The sequence below is a fragment of the Mycobacterium terramassiliense genome (assembly GCF_900157385.1).
GTDB lineage: Bacteria > Actinomycetota > Actinomycetes > Mycobacteriales > Mycobacteriaceae > Mycobacterium > Mycobacterium terramassiliense.
Genome location: NZ_LT717698.1, coordinates 1 through 18,569, shown reverse-complemented (window position 1 = coordinate 18,569; position 18,569 = coordinate 1). Strand labels below are relative to the sequence as shown.

At 67.7% G+C, this 18,569-nt stretch carries 15 protein-coding genes; 14 read left to right on the top strand and 1 reads right to left on the bottom strand.

The genetic code is table 11. The annotated features are described in order from the left end of the window. The first annotated feature begins 261 nt into the window (after positions 1-261). Positions 262-1,785, top strand: a complete 1,524-nt coding sequence (eccB, locus tag MTAB308_RS02145) for a type VII secretion protein EccB (RefSeq protein ID WP_077097472.1) — start codon at positions 262-264, stop codon at positions 1,783-1,785. Then, positions 1,782-5,945, top strand: coding sequence for a type VII secretion protein EccCa (eccCa, locus tag MTAB308_RS02140; RefSeq protein ID WP_077097470.1), 4,164 nt, complete (start codon positions 1,782-1,784; stop codon positions 5,943-5,945). The genes eccB and eccCa overlap by 4 nt, the downstream gene beginning before the upstream one ends. Positions 5,946-5,991: 46 nt before the next feature. Here the strand turns inward: eccCa and MTAB308_RS02135 are convergent, their stop codons facing one another. Continuing rightward, positions 5,992-7,167, bottom strand: coding sequence for a cytochrome P450 (locus MTAB308_RS02135; protein ID WP_077097468.1), 1,176 nt, complete (start codon positions 7,165-7,167; stop codon positions 5,992-5,994). Positions 7,168-7,366: 199 nt separating this feature from the next. Here MTAB308_RS02135 and MTAB308_RS02130 point away from each other — a divergent pair, with 199 nt between their 5' ends. The 12 genes from MTAB308_RS02130 to MTAB308_RS29570 all read left to right on the top strand — a co-directional run. Next, the gene (locus MTAB308_RS02130; protein WP_077098106.1) at positions 7,367-7,561 is read left to right on the top strand and encodes a ferredoxin; all 195 of its coding nucleotides are present in this window, start codon (positions 7,367-7,369) and stop codon (positions 7,559-7,561) included. 422 nt (positions 7,562-7,983) lie between these two features. Further along, positions 7,984-9,267 (top strand): PPE family protein, encoded by a 1,284-nt coding sequence (locus MTAB308_RS02125; protein ID WP_077097466.1) that lies wholly within the window; start codon positions 7,984-7,986, stop codon positions 9,265-9,267. Positions 9,268-9,478: 211 nt separating this feature from the next. Then, the gene (locus MTAB308_RS02120) at positions 9,479-9,778 is read left to right on the top strand and encodes a PE family protein (RefSeq protein ID WP_066912455.1); all 300 of its coding nucleotides are present in this window, start codon (positions 9,479-9,481) and stop codon (positions 9,776-9,778) included. A 10-nt stretch (positions 9,779-9,788) separates the two neighbouring features. Then, positions 9,789-10,997, top strand: a complete 1,209-nt coding sequence (locus MTAB308_RS02115; protein WP_077097464.1) for a PPE family protein — start codon at positions 9,789-9,791, stop codon at positions 10,995-10,997. 539 nt (positions 10,998-11,536) lie between these two features. Then, the gene (locus MTAB308_RS02110) at positions 11,537-12,778 is read left to right on the top strand and encodes a PPE family protein, SVP subgroup (RefSeq protein WP_077097462.1); all 1,242 of its coding nucleotides are present in this window, start codon (positions 11,537-11,539) and stop codon (positions 12,776-12,778) included. Between the two features lie 175 nt (positions 12,779-12,953). After that, entirely contained in the window at positions 12,954-14,165 is a 1,212-nt protein-coding gene (locus MTAB308_RS02105; protein ID WP_108637183.1) for a PPE family protein, read from the top strand. A 309-nt stretch (positions 14,166-14,474) separates the two neighbouring features. After that, positions 14,475-14,774 (top strand): PE family protein, encoded by a 300-nt coding sequence (locus MTAB308_RS02100; protein ID WP_066912446.1) that lies wholly within the window; start codon positions 14,475-14,477, stop codon positions 14,772-14,774. A 222-nt stretch (positions 14,775-14,996) separates the two neighbouring features. Then, on the top strand, positions 14,997-15,293 hold the full coding sequence (locus tag MTAB308_RS02095) for a WXG100 family type VII secretion target (protein WP_066914021.1): 297 nt from the start codon (positions 14,997-14,999) through the stop codon (positions 15,291-15,293). A gap of 50 nt (positions 15,294-15,343) precedes the next feature. Further along, positions 15,344-15,628: a WXG100 family type VII secretion target gene (locus tag MTAB308_RS02090; RefSeq protein ID WP_077097458.1), complete on the top strand. Its 285-nt coding sequence runs from the start codon at positions 15,344-15,346 to the stop codon at positions 15,626-15,628. A gap of 115 nt (positions 15,629-15,743) precedes the next feature. Then, positions 15,744-16,646, top strand: coding sequence for an ESX secretion-associated protein EspG (locus MTAB308_RS02085; protein WP_066912460.1), 903 nt, complete (start codon positions 15,744-15,746; stop codon positions 16,644-16,646). A gap of 267 nt (positions 16,647-16,913) precedes the next feature. Continuing rightward, positions 16,914-18,431 (top strand): type VII secretion integral membrane protein EccD, encoded by a 1,518-nt coding sequence (gene eccD, locus MTAB308_RS02080; RefSeq protein ID WP_077097456.1) that lies wholly within the window; start codon positions 16,914-16,916, stop codon positions 18,429-18,431. Then, the coding region (locus MTAB308_RS29570) for a hypothetical protein (RefSeq protein WP_245831249.1) at positions 18,409-18,569 on the top strand (161 nt) is incomplete at its 3' end. The genes eccD and MTAB308_RS29570, both read left to right, overlap by 23 nt.

Genomic DNA, 18,569 nt, shown 5'->3' with positions numbered 1-18,569 from the left:
CGACAGGACTGGTTGGCCATCCACGGTTAACATGCGCAGTGAAGACGTGCACAATCCAGCCGGGGGATGAGTGGGGAACAGCAAGAGTGCCGGCACCGGCCACTCAGCGAGATGTAAATAGAAGGTGAAGCGCAGGGCAACGCGTGGCGGGCCCCGCGCCGGTCCCTTACGGTTGTCACGGTTGTACGAAGCAATTCGCGCAGCGGATATTTTCGACGGACAATATCCAGGGCGTTCTAGCAGACCGGATGGTGAAATAACGTGGCGGAAGAGAGTCGCGGGCAGCGGGGGTCGGGGTACGGCCTCGGGTTGTCGACCCGCACCCAGGTGACGGGCTATCAATTCCTGGCTCGCCGGACCGCGATGGCGCTGACCCGCTGGCGGGTCCGCATGGAGATCGAGCCGGGCCGGCGCCAGACGCTGGCCGTGGTGGCCTCCGTGTCCGCGTCGCTGGTGATTTGCCTGGGCGCGCTGCTCTGGTCCTTCCTCAGCCCGTCCGGTCAGATCAACGAGTCGCCGATCATCGCCGACCGTGACTCCGGCGCGCTGTACGTCCGCGTGGGCGACAAGTTGTATCCGGCGCTGAACCTCGCCTCGGCGCGGCTGATCACCGGGCGCCCCGACAACCCGCACCTGGTCCGGTCGAGCCAGATCGCCAACCTGCCCCGCGGGCCCCTGGTGGGCATCCCGGGCGCGCCGTCGAACTTCGCGCCCAAGACTCCTTCCGCGTCGTCGTGGCTGGTGTGCGACACGGTGGCCGGTTCCACCGGGACGGGCGCTCCGTCCGGGGTGACGGTGACGGTGATCGACGGCGCCCCGGACCTCAGCGGCCACCGCCAGGTGCTCAACGGGTCGGACGCCGTGGTGCTGCGGTACGGCGACGAGGCCTGGGTGGTCCGGCAGGGCCGCCGGTCGAAGATCGACGCGACGAACCGCTCGGTACTGCTGCCGCTGGGCCTGACTCCCGAGCAGGTGAGCATGGCCAAGCCGATGAGCCGCGCCCTCTACGACGCGCTGCCGGTGGGGCCCGAGCTGACGGTGCCCGAGATACCGAATGCGGGTTCCCCGGCGACGTTCGCCGGTGCGCCCGGCCCGGTGGGAACCGTGATCGTCACGCCGCAAATCAGCGGGCCGCAACAGTATTCGCTGGTGTTGGCCGACGGCGTCCAGACGCTGCCGCCGCTGGTGGCCCAGATCCTGCAGAACGCGGGCGGCCCGGGCGGTAACACCAAACCGGTCACGGTGGAACCGTCGGCGCTGGCGAAGATGCCGGTGGTCAACAAGCTGGACCTGTCGTCGTACCCCGACAACCCGCTGAACGTGATGGATATGCGGGAGAACCCGGCGACCTGCTGGTGGTGGCAGAAGACCTCCGGCGAGAACCGGGCCCGCATCCAGGTCGTGTCCGGCTCGACCCTGCCCATCCCGACCAAGGAAATGAACAAGGTCGTGTCCCTGGTGAAGGCCGACACCACCGGCCGCGAGGCCGACCAGGTGTACTTCGCATCCGACCACGCGAACTTCGTGGCCGTCACCGGCAACGACGCCGGCGCCAAGACCACGGAATCGCTGTGGTGGCTGACGGACGCGGGCGCCCGGTTCGGCGTCGACGACACCCGCGAGGCCCGCGAGGCGTTGGGCCTGAAGACCACGCCGAGCCTGGCGCCGTGGGTGGCGCTGCGACTGCTGCCGCAAGGCCCGACCCTGTCGAGAGCAGACGCCTTGGTGGAGCACGACACGCTACCGATGGACATGTCCCCTGGAGATTTGGTGGTACCTAAGTGAAACGCGGATTTGCCCGGCCAACGCCGGAGAAGCCCCCGGTCATCAAGCCGGAGAACATTGTCCTCCCGACCCCGCTGAGCATCCCGCCACCCGAGGGCAAGCCGTGGTGGATCGTGGTGGTCGGCGTCGTGGTGATCGGCCTGCTGGGCGGCATGGTCGCCATGACCTTCGCCAGCGGCTCGCACGTGTTCGGCGGCGTCGGCGCTATCTTCCCGATCTTCATGATCGGCGGCATGGCGATGATGATGTTCGGCGGCCGGTTCGGTGGCCAGCAGCAGATGAGCCGGCCGAAGCTGGACGCGATGCGCGCCCAGTTCATGTTGATGCTCGACATGCTGCGCGAGACGGCCCACGAGTCGGCCGACAGCATGGACGCCAACTACCGCTGGTTCCACCCGGCGCCCGACACCCTGGCCGCGGCCGTCGGGTCGTCGCGGATGTGGGAGCGCAAGCCCGACGGCAAGGACCTCAACTTCGGTGTGGTGCGCGTCGGGGTGGGCATGACGCGGCCCGAGGTGACCTGGGGCGAGCCGCAGAACATGCCGACCGACATCGAGCTCGAGCCCGTGACGGGCAAGGCGTTGCAGGAATTCGGGCGGTACCAGAGCGTCGTCTACAACCTGCCCAAGATGATCTCCCTGCTGGTGGAGCCGTGGTACTCGCTCATCGGCGACCGCGAGCAGGTGCTGGGCCTGATGCGGGCGATCGTCTGCCAGCTGGCGTTCTCCCACGGGCCGGACCACGTGCAGATGATCGTGGTCAGCTCCGAGCTGGAGCAATGGGACTGGGTCAAGTGGCTGCCGCACTTTGGCGACCCGCGCCGTCAGGACGCGGCCGGCAACGCGCGCATGGTCTACAGCTCGGTGCGCGAGTTCGCCGCGGAGCAGGCCGAATTGTTCGCCGGCCGTGGATCTTTCACGCCCCGGCATGCCAGTTCGTCGGCGCAGACCCCGACCCCGCACACGGTGATCATCGCCGATGTCGCGGACCCGCAGTGGGAGTTCGTCATCAGCGCCGAGGGTATCGATGGCGTGACGTTCTTCGACCTGACCGGCGGATCGATGTGGTCGGCCGTCCCCGAACGGACCCTGAAGTTCGACGAGCGGGGTGTGATCGAGGCGCTGCCCCGCGACCGCGACACCTGGATGGTCATCGACGAAAACGCGTGGTTCTTCGCCCTGACCGACCACCTCAGCGTCGCGGAGTCAGAGGAGTTCTCGCAGAAGCTGGCGCGCTGGCGCCTGGCCGAGGCATACGAAGAGATCGGTCAACGGGTTGCCCACATCGGTGCGCGAGACATCATGGCGTACTACGGGATCGACGATCCCGCCGACATCGACTTCGACGCGCTGTGGGGCAGCCGCACCGACTCGATGGGCCGGTCGCGGCTGCGGGCGCCGTTCGGCAACCGCTCCGACAACGGCGAGTTGCTGTTCTTGGACATGAAGTCGCTGGACGAAGGCGGCGACGGCCCGCACGGGGTCATGTCGGGAACGACCGGTTCGGGTAAGTCGACCCTGGTGCGCACCGTGATCGAATCGCTGATGCTCGGCCACCCGCCGGAGGAGCTGCAGTTTGTGCTGGCCGACCTCAAGGGTGGGTCGGCGGTCAAGCCGTTCGCGGGCGTGCCGCACGTGTCGCGCATCATCACCGACCTGGAGGAAGACCAGGCGCTCATGGAGCGCTTCCTGGATGCGCTGTGGGGTGAAATCGCCCGCCGGAAGGCGATCTGTGACAGCGCCGGCGTCGACGACGCCAAGGAGTACAACTCCGTGCGCCTGCGGATGCGGGCGCGCGGTCAGGACATGCCGCCGCTGCCGATGCTGGTGGTCGTCATCGACGAGTTCTACGAGTGGTTCCGCATCATGCCGACCGCGGTGGACGTGCTGGACTCGATCGGACGTCAGGGACGCGCCTACTGGATCCACCTGATGATGGCGTCGCAGACCATTGAGAGCCGGGCCGAAAAGCTCATGGAGAACATGGGTTACCGGCTGGTGCTGAAGGCCCGCACCGCGGGCGCGGCCCAGGCGGCCGGCGTGCCGAACGCGGTGAACCTGCCCGCCCAGGCCGGTCTGGGCTATTTCCGTCGCAGCCTCGAGGACATCGTCCGGTTCCAGGCCGAGTTCCTGTGGCGGGACTACATCTCGCGGGGCGTCACCATCGACGGCGAGGAAGCCCCGGCGTTGGTGCACAGCATCGACTACGTTCGCCCGCAACTGTTCACCAACTCGTTCACCCCGCTCGAGGTGAGCGTAGGGGGACCCGAACTCGAGGCGGTCCACTCGAACGGTGAGGCGCTCGAGGCGGCCGAAGCCGAGGGCGAGGAGGACGAGGAAGGGATCCGGGTGCCGAAGGTCGGCACGGTGATCATCGATCAGCTGCGAAGAATCGACTTCGAGCCCTACCGACTCTGGCAGCCGCCGCTGAGCCACCCGGTCGCGATCGACGAGCTGGTCAACCGGTTCATCGGCCACCCGTGGCAGCAGGACTACGGCACCGCCCAGAACCTGGTGTTCCCGATCGGGATCATCGACCGCCCCTTCAAGCACGACCAGCCGCCGTGGACGGTCGACACCTCGGGGCCCGGTGCCAACGTCCTGATCCTGGGCGCCGGCGGTTCGGGCAAGACGACGGCGTTGCAGACGCTGATCTGCTCGGCGGCGCTGACGCACACGCCCGAGCAGGTGCAGTTCTACTGCCTGGCCTACAGCGGCACCGCCCTGACCACCGTCGCGCGCCTGCCGCACGTCGGTGAGGTGGCCGGTCCGACGGATCCCTACGGCGTGCGCCGTACCGTGGCCGAACTGCTGGCGCTGGTGCGTGAGCGCAAGCGCACCTTCCTCGAATACGGCATCGCCTCGATGGACGTGTTCCGGCGGCGCAAGTTCGCCGGTGAGGCCGGCCCGGTGCCCAACGACGGGTTCGGCGACGTCTACCTCGTGATCGACAACTACCGGGCGCTGGCCGAGGAAAACGAGGTGCTGATCGAGCAGGTGAACCTGATCATCAACCAGGGCCCCTCGTTCGGGGTGCACGTGATCGTGACGGCCGACCGCGAGTCGGAGCTGCGGCCACCTGTGCGCAGCGGTTTCGGTTCTCGGATCGAGTTGCGCCTGGCCGCGGTGGAGGACGCCAAGCTGGTGCGTTCCCGGTTCGCCAAGGAGGTTCCGGTCAAGCCGGGGCGCGGCATGGTCGCGGTCAACTACGTCCGCCTGGACTCCGACCCACAGGCCGGTCTGCACACCCTGGTGGCCCGGCCCGCGCTGGCCAGCACGCCCGACAACGTGTTTCACTCCGACAGCATCATCGAGGCCGTCAGCAGGCTCGCGAGCGGCCAGGCGCCGCCGGTGCGCCGGCTGCCGGCACGCTTCGGCGTGGAGCAGGTGCGCGAGCTGGCCGCCCGCGACACCCGCCAAGGGGTGGGCGCCGGCGGAATCACCTGGGCCATTTCGGAATTGGACCTGGCGCCGGTGTACCTCAACTTCGCCGAGAACGCGCACCTGATGGTGACGGGCCGGCGCGAGTGTGGGCGCACCACGACGCTGGCCACCATCATGTCCGAGATCGGCCGGCTGTATGCGCCGGGATCCAGCAGCGCACCCACGCCACCGGCGGGACGGCCGTCGGCGCAGGTGTGGCTGGTCGACCCGCGGCGTCAGCTGCTGACGGTGCTGGGCTCCGAGTACGTCGAGAAATTCGCCTACAACCTCGACGGCGTGCAGGAGATGATGAACGAGATGTCGGCGCTGCTGGCCAGTCGCGAGCCACCGCCCGGCCTGTCGGCGCAGGAGCTGTTGGCCCACTCCTGGTGGAGCGGCCCGGAGATCTTCTTGATCGTCGACGACATCCAGCAGCTGCCGGCGGGCTTCGATTCGCCGCTGCACAAGGCCGCCGCCTGGGTGACCAGGGCCGCCGACGTGGGCTTGCACGTGATCGTGACCCGCACGTTCGGTGGGTGGTCGTCGGCGGGCAGCGACCCGATGCTGCGGGCGCTGCACCAGGCGAACGCGCCGCTGCTGGTGATGGACGCCGACCCCGACGAGGGCTTCATCCGCGGCAAGATGAAGGGCGGCCCGCTGCCCCGTGGCCGAGGCCTGCTGATGGCCGAGGACACCGGCATCTTCGTGCAGGTGGCGGCCACCGAGTTCCGCCAATAGGGACCGTTATACCGCTGCGCTGGGGTTGACCCCGATCGACCGGGGATCAACTCCAGTGCAGCGGCAATTCCTTGAGCGCGAACGTCTTTGACGGGAATTTGATTTCGGGCTTGTAATCGACCGGCACCTCGAAATCGGGTATCTGCCGCAGCCATTCCGCGACGATGATGGTCAGCTCGATTCTCGCCAGGTGCGAACCCAGGCAGCGGTGCGGTCCACCGCCAAATCCCCAGTGCCGGTGCACCTTACCGTCCAGGACCAGGTCGTCGGTGGACATCGCGTCGCTGCCGTCGCGGTTCACCGCCGCCATGCACAGCCGCACCGGTGTACCCGCGGGCAGCGTCATGCCACCCACGGTGACGATCTCCGTCGTGACCCGGGGCGCCACCGGTGCCGATGGCTCCAGCCGCACGATCTCCTCGATGAAAACCCGGATTTGCCTGGGATTGTCGCGCAGCTCCTCGCGGAGCTGCGGCCTGCGCGCGAGTTCGAACAACGAGAATCCGATCGCCGCGGTCACCGTGTCCAGGCCCGCCAGAATGAGCAGGTGACTCATACCCAGCAGCTCGAGATCGCTGAAGTCACCCTCGCCCGTCATCACTTGCGACAACATGTCCGAGCCCGGGTTTTCCCGGCGCTGGGCGATCGCCTCGGTGAGGTACGCCAACAGCTCGTGCGCCTTGGCGAAGTCGTCCTGCGTCATGTAGGGCTTGTCACCGATGATCGCGTCTTTCCAGTCGATGACGCGGTCGCGGTCCTCCACCGGCAGACCGTACAGATCGAGGAAAACCTGGAAGGGATACAGCCTCGCGAAATCCGCCATGGCGTCGCACTTGCCGCGCCCGGCCAGCTCGGCGATCATCTCCGCGGCGTGGCGCTCCAGCACCGGCCGCGACTTACTCAATCCCTGCGGGCTGAAATACGGCTGCAGGATCTTGCGGTAGCGGGTGTGCTCCGGCGGGTCGAACGCGAGCGGAATCACCGGTAACGGGCTGCCCGGGGGCTGCAGCGCCAGCCGCGATGAAAAGACCTTGGGATTGCGCAGCGCGGCGAGCACGTCCTCCCGCCGGGTCAGGTAGTAGTGGCCGTTCATGAACACCACCGGCCCGGCGTCCCGCAACGTCTTCCACCCGACACCACGATCGTCGGCCATCGGCAACTTGGTGTATTCGAGCCGCGGAAGGTAGAAGCTGCCTGGCTGGCCTTCGCCAAGAGTGCTCATGCGCTCGATCTCCGCTTGTCCGTGTGTTTTTCGTGTGTTGTGGTGACAGTTCCCGCGCAGCGGGCCCGCCCGGATCCCAATGGCACACCAATATCGCATGTGGGGGACAAGGGCACCAATTTGGCGCGGCCCCGATCGGCAACCATCTCTTAGACTTTATCGACCGACCAATGTGCCTACCGTCGAAGAAGGAAACCCGGTGAAGGTTCGTCTCGAAAAGTCCAGATGCGTGGGCCACGCCCAGTGCTACGCCGTCGATCCCGAGCTGTTCCCCATCGACGCTTCGGGCTATTCGACCCTCGAAGAGCACGAGGTGCGGCCCGAGGACGAACAGGTGACCCGCGACGGCGTGGCCTCGTGCCCGGAAATGGCACTGATCCTCGAGGAAAATTAGCGGCGCAACGGCCGAACCAAAAGCAAACGGCTGGTGAACGATTGGCGGCCGTCGGTGAACTCCGGTTGGCTGGGAGTGAACATTAATTGGCTCGGAATGAACAGTTGGCATCGCCGGTCGGCGCGCCCTTTATCAGCCGCTAATGTCTCTGGCGAGCGGCAGTTCGGGCACGAGGAGCTGTCGCTCGGTTGCTGACCGCGGGCTGATCGAGGCACACATTGTGGATGTCATTGCTGACCGGAAGTCCGGTAATCCTGGTGGCACAGCACCTATCTGGACACAGGGGTCGGGTGCGTCGCCGTGCGCTTGGATCCCGCGGACCCGAGTTTGCTGGTCCACAAAGTCGTGACCGCACTCACCACGATTTCAATCTGACCGCCGCGATCGCCAACACGATCACGGCCGACTGAGGAGGACACGGGGTGTTCGACTTCGGAGCGTTACCGCCCGAAATCAATTCCGGTCGGATGTATGCGGGTCCGGGAGCCGAGTCGATAATGGTTGCCGCGACGGCCTGGGACGCGCTGGCTGCGGAGCTGAGCACGGCGGCGAGCGGCTACAACTCGGTGATCACCGAGCTCACCAGCGCTCCCTGGATTGGTCCCTCGTCGACGGCGATGGTGTCGGCGGTCGTGCCCTACGTGAGCTGGCTCGGCACGGCGGCGGGCCTGGCCGAGGAGAGCGCCAGCCAGGCGCGCGCCGCCGCGGGCGCCTTCGAGGCCGCGTTCGCGATGACGGTGCCCCCGCCGGTGATCGTGGCCAACCGGGTGCTGTTGACAACGCTGGTCGCGACGAATTTCTTCGGGCAGAACACGCCGGCGATCATGGCCACCGAGGCGCAGTACATGGAGATGTGGGCCCAGGATGCCGCCGCCATGTACGGCTACGCAGCCTCCTCGGCGGCCGCCACGGTGTTGACCCCGTACCAGGCGCCGCCCAACACCAGCACGCCGGACGCGCCGGCCGAGCAGGGCGCCGCCGTCGCCCAGGCCACCGCCCAGCCGGCAGGCAACTCCGCGCAGACCGCGGCGCAGGCGATCCAGGCCGCATCGATCCCCCAGACCTTGCAACAACTGGCGCTGCAGCAACTGTCGAGCTTCCAATTCACGAACTGGCCGTTCTCGATGTTCCAGAACCAGCTGCAGGACCTGATCAAGTACGGGCTTCCCACCGTGGCCAACGACTGGTTCGGGATCAGGAACAACGGGTTGGCGTTCCCCGCCACCGGCATAAGTCCGCTGTACAACGAGGGCAGGCAGTTCCTGCAGGCCTACTTCGGGGTCGGCCTCGGAAACTTCGGTTGGTCGATCGGCCAGCAGCTGACCTTCGGCCCCGGTGGTGCGACGGCCGGCGCCGGCGGTGCCTGGTTCCCGACGCCGCAGTTCGGCGGCCTGCACCTGGGCGCAGTGGGCGGGCTTGGCGGCGTCCACCCCGCCGGGGCGGTGTCGGCGAGCACCGGCGCGGCGGGCAAGGTCGGCATGATGTCGGTTCCGGCCAACTGGAGCACGCCGACATCCGAGGCGGCCGTCACGCTCGCCGCTTCCGAGGAGACCCCCGTGCAGGCGGGCGCGAACGCCGTGCCCGGGAACGGCATATTGCGCGGCATTCCGATGACGGGCGCGGGCCGGCGCACCGCGGGCTACGGCTACACCAACAAATACGGGTTCCGATATAGCGTGCTGACCCGCCCGCCGTCGGCCGGATGACGAGGAGCGGCGACCTTGACCTTTCAGCCGGCAATCCGGCCACGGCTTGCCCGAAATGAACAGCAGTTGTCCACCAGTGAACAGTTGGCGCTAAGGAGGCGCGACCCGAAGGGATCCAAATAGTCTCGCTAGCAAGCCATGTCTGAAGTGCACTTCAGCAGCAAATCTTTCCCCGAAGGTCATCGAGCCTGAAAGTTGAGGAGGAAACCAAATGTCCTTTGTGACCACACAGCCGGAAGCGCTGGCGGCGGCCGCGGGCAGCCTGCAGGGCATCGGTTCGGCGTTGAGCGCCCAGAACGCCGCGGCGGCCGCCCCCACGACGGGGGTGGTGCCGGCGGCGGCCGACGAGGTGTCGGCGCTGACCGCGGCCCAGTTCGCCGCGCACGCCCAGATGTACCAGGCCGTCAGCGCGCAGGCTGCGGCGATTCACGAACAGTTCGTCAGCACCCTGGGCATCAGCTCGGGGTCGTACGCAGCGACCGAGGCGGCCAACGCGGCCGCGGCCGGCTAGGAGGTCAATCATGAGCGAGTTGGGTATGTTGCCCCCGGAGGTCACCTCCGCGATGATCTACGCGGGCCCGGGCTCCGGATCGATGATGGCGGCGGCGGCGGCCTGGAACGGGATTGCCGCCGAACTGACTTCGGCCGCTTTGGGCTACGACCAGATCATCACCCAGCTGTCCAGCGAGGAGTGGATGGGGCCCGCCTCGGCCTCGATGGCGTCGGCGGCGCAGCCCTACGTGCAGTGGATGACGACCACCGCCGGTCAGGCCGAGGAAGCCGCCGCCCAGGCCCAGAACGCCGCGGCGGCCTACGAGACCGTGCTCGCCTCGGTGGTGCCCCCGCCGCTGATCGCGCTCAACCGCACCGAGTTGTCACAGGCCATGGCGACCAACGTGCTGGGTCAGAACAACGGGATCATTTCGCAGTTGGAGGCCCAGTACCAAGAATTCTGGGCGCAGAATGCCGCGGCGATGTACAGCTACGCCGGTCAGTCCGCGGCGGCTGCCAAGGTGACGCCGTATCAGAACGCGCCGGCGGTCGCCAATCCGGCCGCCGCCGCCGTCACGCAGTCCGCGGCGCCGGCCGCCTCGATCCAGCAGACCCTGCAGAGCTACCTCACGCAGATTCAAAGCACGCTGGGCCTGCTCTCCACACCGACCGGGACGAGCACGCTGGTGTCGCAGTTCCAGGCGTCCAACCCGCTGCTGCAGGAACTCTGGTTCCTCGTCAGCGGCCAGACGGTGTTGCCGACCAACATGGGGACCTTCCTGGGCGGCTACTCGAACTACGCGAGCTTCTTCTACAACACCGAGGGTCTGCCGTACTTCAGCGTTGGTATGGGCAACTTCGGCGTGCAGATGGCCAAGACCGTCGGGGCGATCGGTGGGGCCGCGGCCCCGGCCGCGGCCGCGGTGCCCAAGGGCCTCCCCGGGCTGGGCGGCCTGCTGGGCGGCGGCGCCGGTGCGGCGGCGCACTTGGGCAGCGCGACGTCGATCGGCAAGCTGTCGGTCCCGGTCTCCTGGACCGGCGCCACCGGGGCGGTTGCGCCCCACGCGTCGGCCATACCGGTCAGCAGCATCAGCGCCGCTCCGGAGGCCGCAGCGGGACCCGGCAACCTGCTCGGCGGCATGCCGCTGGCCGGTGCGGGCGCCGGGGCGTCCAGCGGTGCCGGACCACGATACGGGTTCCGTCCCACCGTCATGGCGCGGCCGCCCCTCGGCGGGTAGCCGGCTTCAGAAGCTTCGGCGTCGTGGGCGCAGGCAGCATGCCTGCGCCCACGGTCGTTTGTGCGTAAAGCCCAACCTCCGCAAGGCCCGGGCTGGCCGGTTCGCGATCGCAGGTTGCTACGGCCTGGGTCCTTCCTCTCGCCGACGACTTGTCGCGGCCGGTGGCCTGCGCTCCAGACGGGATCGATTGCGGTTTTTTCCGCGGCCGGATTTTTAACTGCCCCGACGGCGTTTGCGCCGCCGAAGCTCCCTCGAACGGGCCCCGCCACCGCGCGCCACCGAACGGCTACGGCGGGGATATCGATGCATCCCCGCAGGTAGAGGAACTGTCCGCGCGGCACCACCCGCCGGGCTCGAGACCCACTTCGCTCTCTGCTCACCAGACGAGCCGGCACCGTCCCGAGGTGCCCGCCAGGTCCGGTGGCGGCGGAGGTGGGGCCGCGCCGTTTAGCCTCAATCCATTACAACTTCGTGAACAATCGCGACGTTAGATCCGAGCTTGCGGAGAAAACATGCCCTTTGAGTCCGACGGTTCGTAAGTGCTCGACTTCGGGGCACTACCGCCAGAGATCAACTCGGGCCGGATGTATGCCGGCCCGGGTGCCGGGTCGATGATGGCCGCGGCGTCGGCCTGGGATGGGCTGGCCACCGAATTGAGCCTGACCGCGACCGGCTACACGTCGGCGGTCACCGAGCTGACCAGCTCGCCGTGGCTGGGCCCGGCGGCGCAGGCCATGGTGGCCGCGGCCACCCCGTATATCTCCTGGCTCAGTAGCGCGGCGGCGCTGGCAGAACAGACCGCCAACCAAGCCAGGGCGGCCGCGGCGGCCTTCGAAACCGCGTTTGCGCTGACGGTCCCCCCTCCGGTCGTCACGGCCAACCGGGTGTTGTTGATGACGCTGGTGGCGACCAATTTCTTCGGGCAGAATTTCCCGGCGATCGCCGCGACCGAGGCCCAGTACGCGGAGATGTGGGCCCAAGACGCCACCGCGATGTACGGCTACGCGGGCGCCTCGGCGGTCGCCACGCAGTTGAACGCCTTCAGCGAGCCGGCGCAGACCACCGACCAAAGCGGACTGGCGGCGCAGGCGGCCGCGGTCAGCCAGGCCATCGCCACGCCCGCGGGAACCAGCGCACCGCAAGCGGCCGCCGCGACCCCTGCACTGTCGTTCACCCCGGACGCGATCTCCGTCACATCCATCTTCTCGTCGATCAACGAAGCGCTGCAACAACTTTCGACGGGGGCGTTGGCGTCGCCACTGAACCCCTACAACTGGTGGATCGTCCAGCAATTCGCCAACCTCAACGTGACGAACCGGACGGCGTTGTCCCGCGCCACCGTGGGGCTCGCCTACTTCTCGACCGGGATCATGAGCTTCTTCGGCTCGATCGCGCAGCAGTCGACTTTCGGCCCGGGCGGGGCGACGGCAGGCGCGGGCGGAGCCTGGTATGCGACGCCCCAGTTCGCCGGCCTGCACCTGGGCAGCGTGGCCGGCGGCCTCAGCGGCCATGGCGGCGTGGCGGCGAATTTGTCCTCGGCCACCAAGATCGGGGGGCTGTCGGTGCCGCAGGCGTGGACCGGATCTCCCGCCGCGGTGGAGCAGCAAGCCGCCCAGGCGATCGCCGTCGACTACGCCACCGACCCGCAGGGCGCCGGCCCCAACGGGCTGCTGCGCGGCATGCCGATGGGCACCGGCGGCCGACGGGCCGGCTCCGCCTGGCCGCCCCGCGAATACGGCTTCAGACGCAGCGTGCTCGCCCGTCCACCATCGGCCGGATGACGCAGATGTCCCACTGCAGTCACCAAGGGCGCACCCGACCGACCGAATCCCACGCGATCCGGTTGGCGCCGACGAGTGCGATATGGCAAAGCGCGGCAAGCGATTTCGAAGCGATCGAGTCGGCTACGGAGGCGGCCAACGCGGCCGCGACTGGTTAAGGAGTCAGGAAATGGCAATCGATTTTGGTGCACTACCGCCGGAGATCAACTCGGCGCGCCTGTATTCCGGTGCGGGTTCGACTCCGCTGGTCACTGCGGCCTCGGCCTGGAATTCGCTGGCCGCCGAGCTGAATGCCGCCGCACTGGGCTACGAGAACGTGGTGACCCAGCTCGCCAGCGAGGAGTGGCTGGGGCCGGCCTCCGGATCGATGGCCGCGGCGGCGCAACCCTACGTGGACTGGGTGAGTACGACGGCAGCCCAGGCTGAGCAGGCCGCCACCCAGGCCAGCGCGGCGGCGGCCGCCTACGAGGCGGCGTTTGCCGCGATAGTGCCTCCGCCGCTCATCGCGGCGAACCGAGCCGAGTTGGCCCAGGCGGTGCAGACCAACGTGCTTGGTCAGAACACCGGGATCATCGCGCAATTGGAGGCGCAGTACGGCGAATTCTGGGCCCAGGACGCCGCGACCATGTACAGCTATGCCGGCAATTCGGCGTCGGCCTCCACCGTCACGCCGTTCACCGAGGCGCCGGCGGTCGCCAATCCGGCGGCGTCGACCACCCAGGGGGCCGCGGCGGCGACGACTTCGGTCGGCTCGATACAGAATCAGATCAACAGCGCCATCAGCCAGATCACCGCGCAGCTGACGAGCCTGGCGTCGCCCTACTACTCGCCATTGCAACAGGAATGGTGGTACTTCGCGTCGGGCACCGGCCCGCTGTCCGCGGTGTGGCAGGTGTTGTTCGGAAGCCCCACCTTCCCCGGCAGCAGCCTGTCGGCATTCATGTCCGCGATCTCGCCGTACGCCGGGGTTTTCTACAACACCGAGGGCCTGCCCTACTTCAGCATCGGTATGGGCAACTTCATGACCCAGATCGCGAAAACGACAGGGGCGTTGGGTGCGGCGGCGCCGGCGGCCGCGGCCGCGGTCCCCAAGGGCTTGCCCGGGCTGGGCGGGTTGCTCGGCGGAGGCGCACCCGTGGCGGCGCATCTGGGGAGCGCGACATCGCTCGGCAAGCTGTCGGTGCCGGCGTCGTGGTCGGGGCCCGTCACGGCGCCGAGCCATGCCACCGCCATACCCGTCAGCAACGTCAGGGAGGCACCCGATGCGGGCGCCGGAAACCTGCTGGGCGGCATGCCGCTGGCGGGCGCGGGGACCGGCGGGGCCAACGCGGGGCCGCGTTACGGATTCAAGCCGGTCGTGATGGCCCGCCCGCCCGCGGCCGGATAGGCGGACCGGCCCGCCGTGCTGAATTTGCTCCCGCGCGTTTTAGCCCCGTCGGTGATAAGCTCCATACGTGCTGGCCAGCAGGCCTTCTACAGCACTAACGGGGCGTCGGCTCTGATGGTTTGCTGTGACGGTCCTGTGAACCCCAGCGGTAGGGGCCGTGCGCTGTTACTGTGTCGTTACCAAAAGTGAATTTGCCGTGCCATCCAGTGAACAATGGAGAACGGGTGGCCTCGGAGCGAGCTTGAACCGGATGTTGTCATCTACTCTCTTGCACAAAGCGGTGCGGAGGAATTCGAGGAGGGAAAACCTATGTCGTTCGTTACCACACAGCCGGAGGCCCTGGCCGCGGCCGCCGGAAGCCTGCAGGGCATCGGCTCGGCGCTGAGCGCCCAGAACGCCGCCGCGGCGGCCCCGACGACCGGGGTGGTGCCCGCTGCGGCCGACGAGGTGTCGGCGCTGACCGCGGCCCAGTTCGCCGCGCACGCGCAGATGTACCAGGCCGTCAGCGCGCAGGCGGCCGCCATTCACGAGCAGTTCGTGAGCACCCTGGGCATCAGTTCGGCGTCCTACGCCGCGACCGAAGTCGCCAACGCGGCGTCGGCGGGCTGATCGGGTCCAGCGGTTAACGCCTTCGACGGAACCCGCGACGGTGCGGGTTCCACGGCGATCATCCGGTGTCCATGGCGCCGGGGCCTGACGGCTGGGCCTAAGCAGCTTTTCCGGGGGGACCAACTTTCTGTATGCGATTCTGCGGTGCGGTAGCGCGTAACCGCCGGGTCGTTGCTCATCACAACTGAAAACAAGTCACTCAGAATTAAGGAGAAAGCCAACATGGCAACACGTTTTATGACCGACCCGCACGAGATGCGGGCGATGGCGGGCCGTTTTGAGGTCCACGCGCAGACCGTTGAGGACGAGGCTCGCAAGATGTGGGCGTCGTCGATGAACATCGCCGGTGCCGGCTGGAGTGGCCAGGCGCAGGCGACCTCCTACGACACCATGGGTCAGATGAATCAGGCCTTCCGCAACATCGTGAACATGCTGCACGGTGTGCGCGACGGGCTGATCCGCGACGCCAACAACTACGAGCAGCAAGAGCAGGCTTCGCAGCAAATCCTCGGCAGCTAGCGCGAAAAGCGCAGGCTGCGTACCCTTTGAGACGTTAGGAGAACACCGATATGACAATCAATTACCAGTTTGGCGATGTGGACGCCCACGGCGCGACGATTCGCGCCCAGGCCGCGTCGTTGGAGGCCGAGCACCAGTCCATCGTTCGCGATGTGCTGGCCGCTGGTGACTTCTGGGGCGGCTCCGGTTCGGTGGCCTGCCAGGAGTTCATCACCCAGTTGGGTCGCAACTTCCAGGTGATCTACGAGCAGGCCAACTCCCACGGCCAGAAGGTGCAAAGCGCCGGCAGCAACATGGCCAGCACCGACAGCGCCGTCGGGTCCAGCTGGGCCTAACTCGCAACTTCGGGCGCGGCAGCACACCACACATCGGTGTGCTGCCGCGTCCTGCGGTTTCAGTAAACTTCGACCACTTCGACCACTTCGACCACTTCGACTTCTGAGGCTATTGATGGATCAACAGAGCACCCGCACCGACATCACCGTCAACGTCGACGGCTTCTGGATGCTTCAGGCGTTGCTCGATATCCGGCACGTGGCGCCCGAATTGCGGTGCCGGCCGTTCGTGTCCACCGACTCGAGCGATTGGCTCAACGAACATCCGGGCATGGCGGTGATGCGCGAGCAGGGCATCGTCGTCGGCGACGAGGTGCAGGAGCAAGTCGCCGCTCGGATGCGGGTCCTCGCTGCACCCGACCTCGAGGTCGTCGCCCTGCTGTCGCGGGGCAAGCTGCTCTATGGCGTCGTCGACGACGAGAACCAGCCGCCCGGTTCGCGCGACATCCCCGACAACGAGTTCCGGGTGGTGCTGGCCCGCCGCGGCCAGCACTGGGTGTCGGCGGTGCGGGTCGGCAGCGACATCACCGTCGACGACGTCGCCGTCGCGGACAGCGCTTCGATCGCGTCGCTGGTGTTGGACGGCCTGGAGTCGATTCACCACGCCGAGCCGGCGGCGATCAACGCGGTCAACGTTCCGCTGGAGGAGATGCTGGAAGCGACGAAGTCGTGGCAGGAATCCGGGTTCAACGTGTTTTCCGGCGGTGATCTGCGGCGGATGGGCATCAGCGCCGCCACGGTCGCCGCACTGGGCCAGGCCCTGTCGGACCCGGCCGCCGAGGTAGCCGTGTACGCGCGCCAGTACCGGGACGACGCCAAGGGCCCGAGCGCCTCGGTGTTGTCGCTGAAGGATGGCTCGGGTGGCCGCATCGCGCTCTATCAACAGGCGCGGACGGCGGGCTCGGGGGAGGCGTGGCTGGCGATCTGCCCCGCGACCCCGCAATTGGTGCAGGTGGGCATCAAAACGGTGCTGGACACCTTGCCCTACGGCGAGTGGAAAACGCACAGCAGGGTTTGACATCCGCGTGAAACACAAACTTTACCAACGCTTTTGCCGACAACATGCGGCCGGGATGCGAAGACGGCATACTTCTCTAGAATCATCAGCAAATCTCCAAAGCACTGTCACCACAACTCCTTAGCGCAAGGCGAGGCAGATGAAATTCGAATTAGTCGAGCTGTACCTCTCAGGGGACCGCAGCGCCGCGGCGAGTGAAGCGACCGAGGCTCACGCGCGCCTGGCGACACGGGGTTACACATTCACCATGGCAGGGGGTGCAGGGCGATGACATCCGCAGGAGTATCTGACGCCTTACAGGCGGAAATCGAGGGGATCGCGCAGCCTCGCGCGGTAGTCGTCGGCATCATGGCCGGCGAGGGCGTGCAAATCGGCGTTCTGCTGGACGCCAACGCCCCGGTCTCGGTGATGACCGATCCGCTGCTGAAGGTGGTCAACAGCCGCCTCAGGGAACTCGGCGAGACCCCGCTGGAGGCCACCGGCCGCGGCCGGTGGGCGCTGTGCCTGGTCGACGGCACCCCGCTGCGCGCCACCCAGTCCCTGACCGAGCAGGACGTCTACGACGGTGACCGGTTGTGGATCCGGTTCCTGCCGGACACCGAGCACCGGTCGCAGGTCATCGAGCACATCTCGACCGCGGTCTCGGCAAACCTGAGCAAGCGCTTCGCCGCGATCGACCCGGTCGTCGCCGTCCAGGTCGGCGCGTCGATGGTCGCGATCGGCGTGACCGCGGCGGCCGGTTTGCTGGGGTGGTGGCGTTGGCACCACAACTCATGGCTGCCCACGGTCTACTCCGCGGTCATCGCCGCGCTCGTGTTGACGGTGGCCATCCTGCTGGCGATGCGGGCGAAGACGCACTCCGAGCGATTGGTCGCCGACATCCTGCTGCTGAGCGGCCTCGCGCCGCTGACGGTGGCCGCGGCCTCGGCGCCGCCGGGCGGCGTCGGCTCCCCGCAGGCGGTGCTGGGCTTCGGCGTGCTCGCGACTGCCGCGGCGCTCACGCTGCGCTTCACCGGTCGCCGGCTGGGCATCTACACCGCGATCGTCACCATCAGCGCGGTGGCGGCCATCGCCAGCCTGGCGCGCATGGTCGCAAACACCAGCGCGGTCACGAATTTCACCTGCGTGGTGCTGGTCTGCGTGCTGACCTACCAGGCCGCGCCGGCCTTGTCGCGCCGGTTGGCCGGCATCCGGCTGCCCGTCTTCCCGTCGGCCACCAGCCGGTGGGTGTTTGAGGCGCGCCCGGATCTGCCCACCACGGTGGTGCGGCCCGACGGTGGCGCCCCCGTCCTGGAGGGTCCGGCGTCCGTCCGGGATGTGGTGCTGCAGGCCGAGCGTGCCCGGTCGTTCCTGACGGGTCTGCTGCTGGGGCTGGGCGTGCTGATGGTGGTCTCGCTGGCCTCCCTGTCCGACCCGCACACCTTCCAGCGCTGGCTGCCGCTCCTGCTGGCCGGATTCAGCGCCGGCTTCCTGATGCTGCGTGGCCGTTCGTACGTCGACCGCTGGCAGGCCATCACCCTTGCCGCGACGGCGGTGCTCATCGTCGCCGCGGTAGTGGTGCGCTACGCCCTGGGGCTGCAGTCCCCGCTGGCGGTGTCGATCTGCGTGGCGATCCTGGTTGTGCTGCCGGCGCTGGGCATGACGGCCGCGGCGGTCGTGCCCAACACCATCTACAGCCCGCTGTTCCGTAAGTTGGTGGAATACGTCGAGTACCTGTGCCTGATGCCCATCTTCCCGTTGGCATTCTGGCTGATGAATGTTTATGCGGCGATCCGTTACCGCTAAAAGCAGGGGGTGGCACGGTCGCGCGTCGCGCGCGACCGTCGCCGCGCTCCTGCTCGCTTCAGGTGCACTAGCCGGTTTACCGCCCGCGTCGGCGATCTCTCCGCCGACGGTCGATCCGGGCGCGGTGCCGCCGGACGG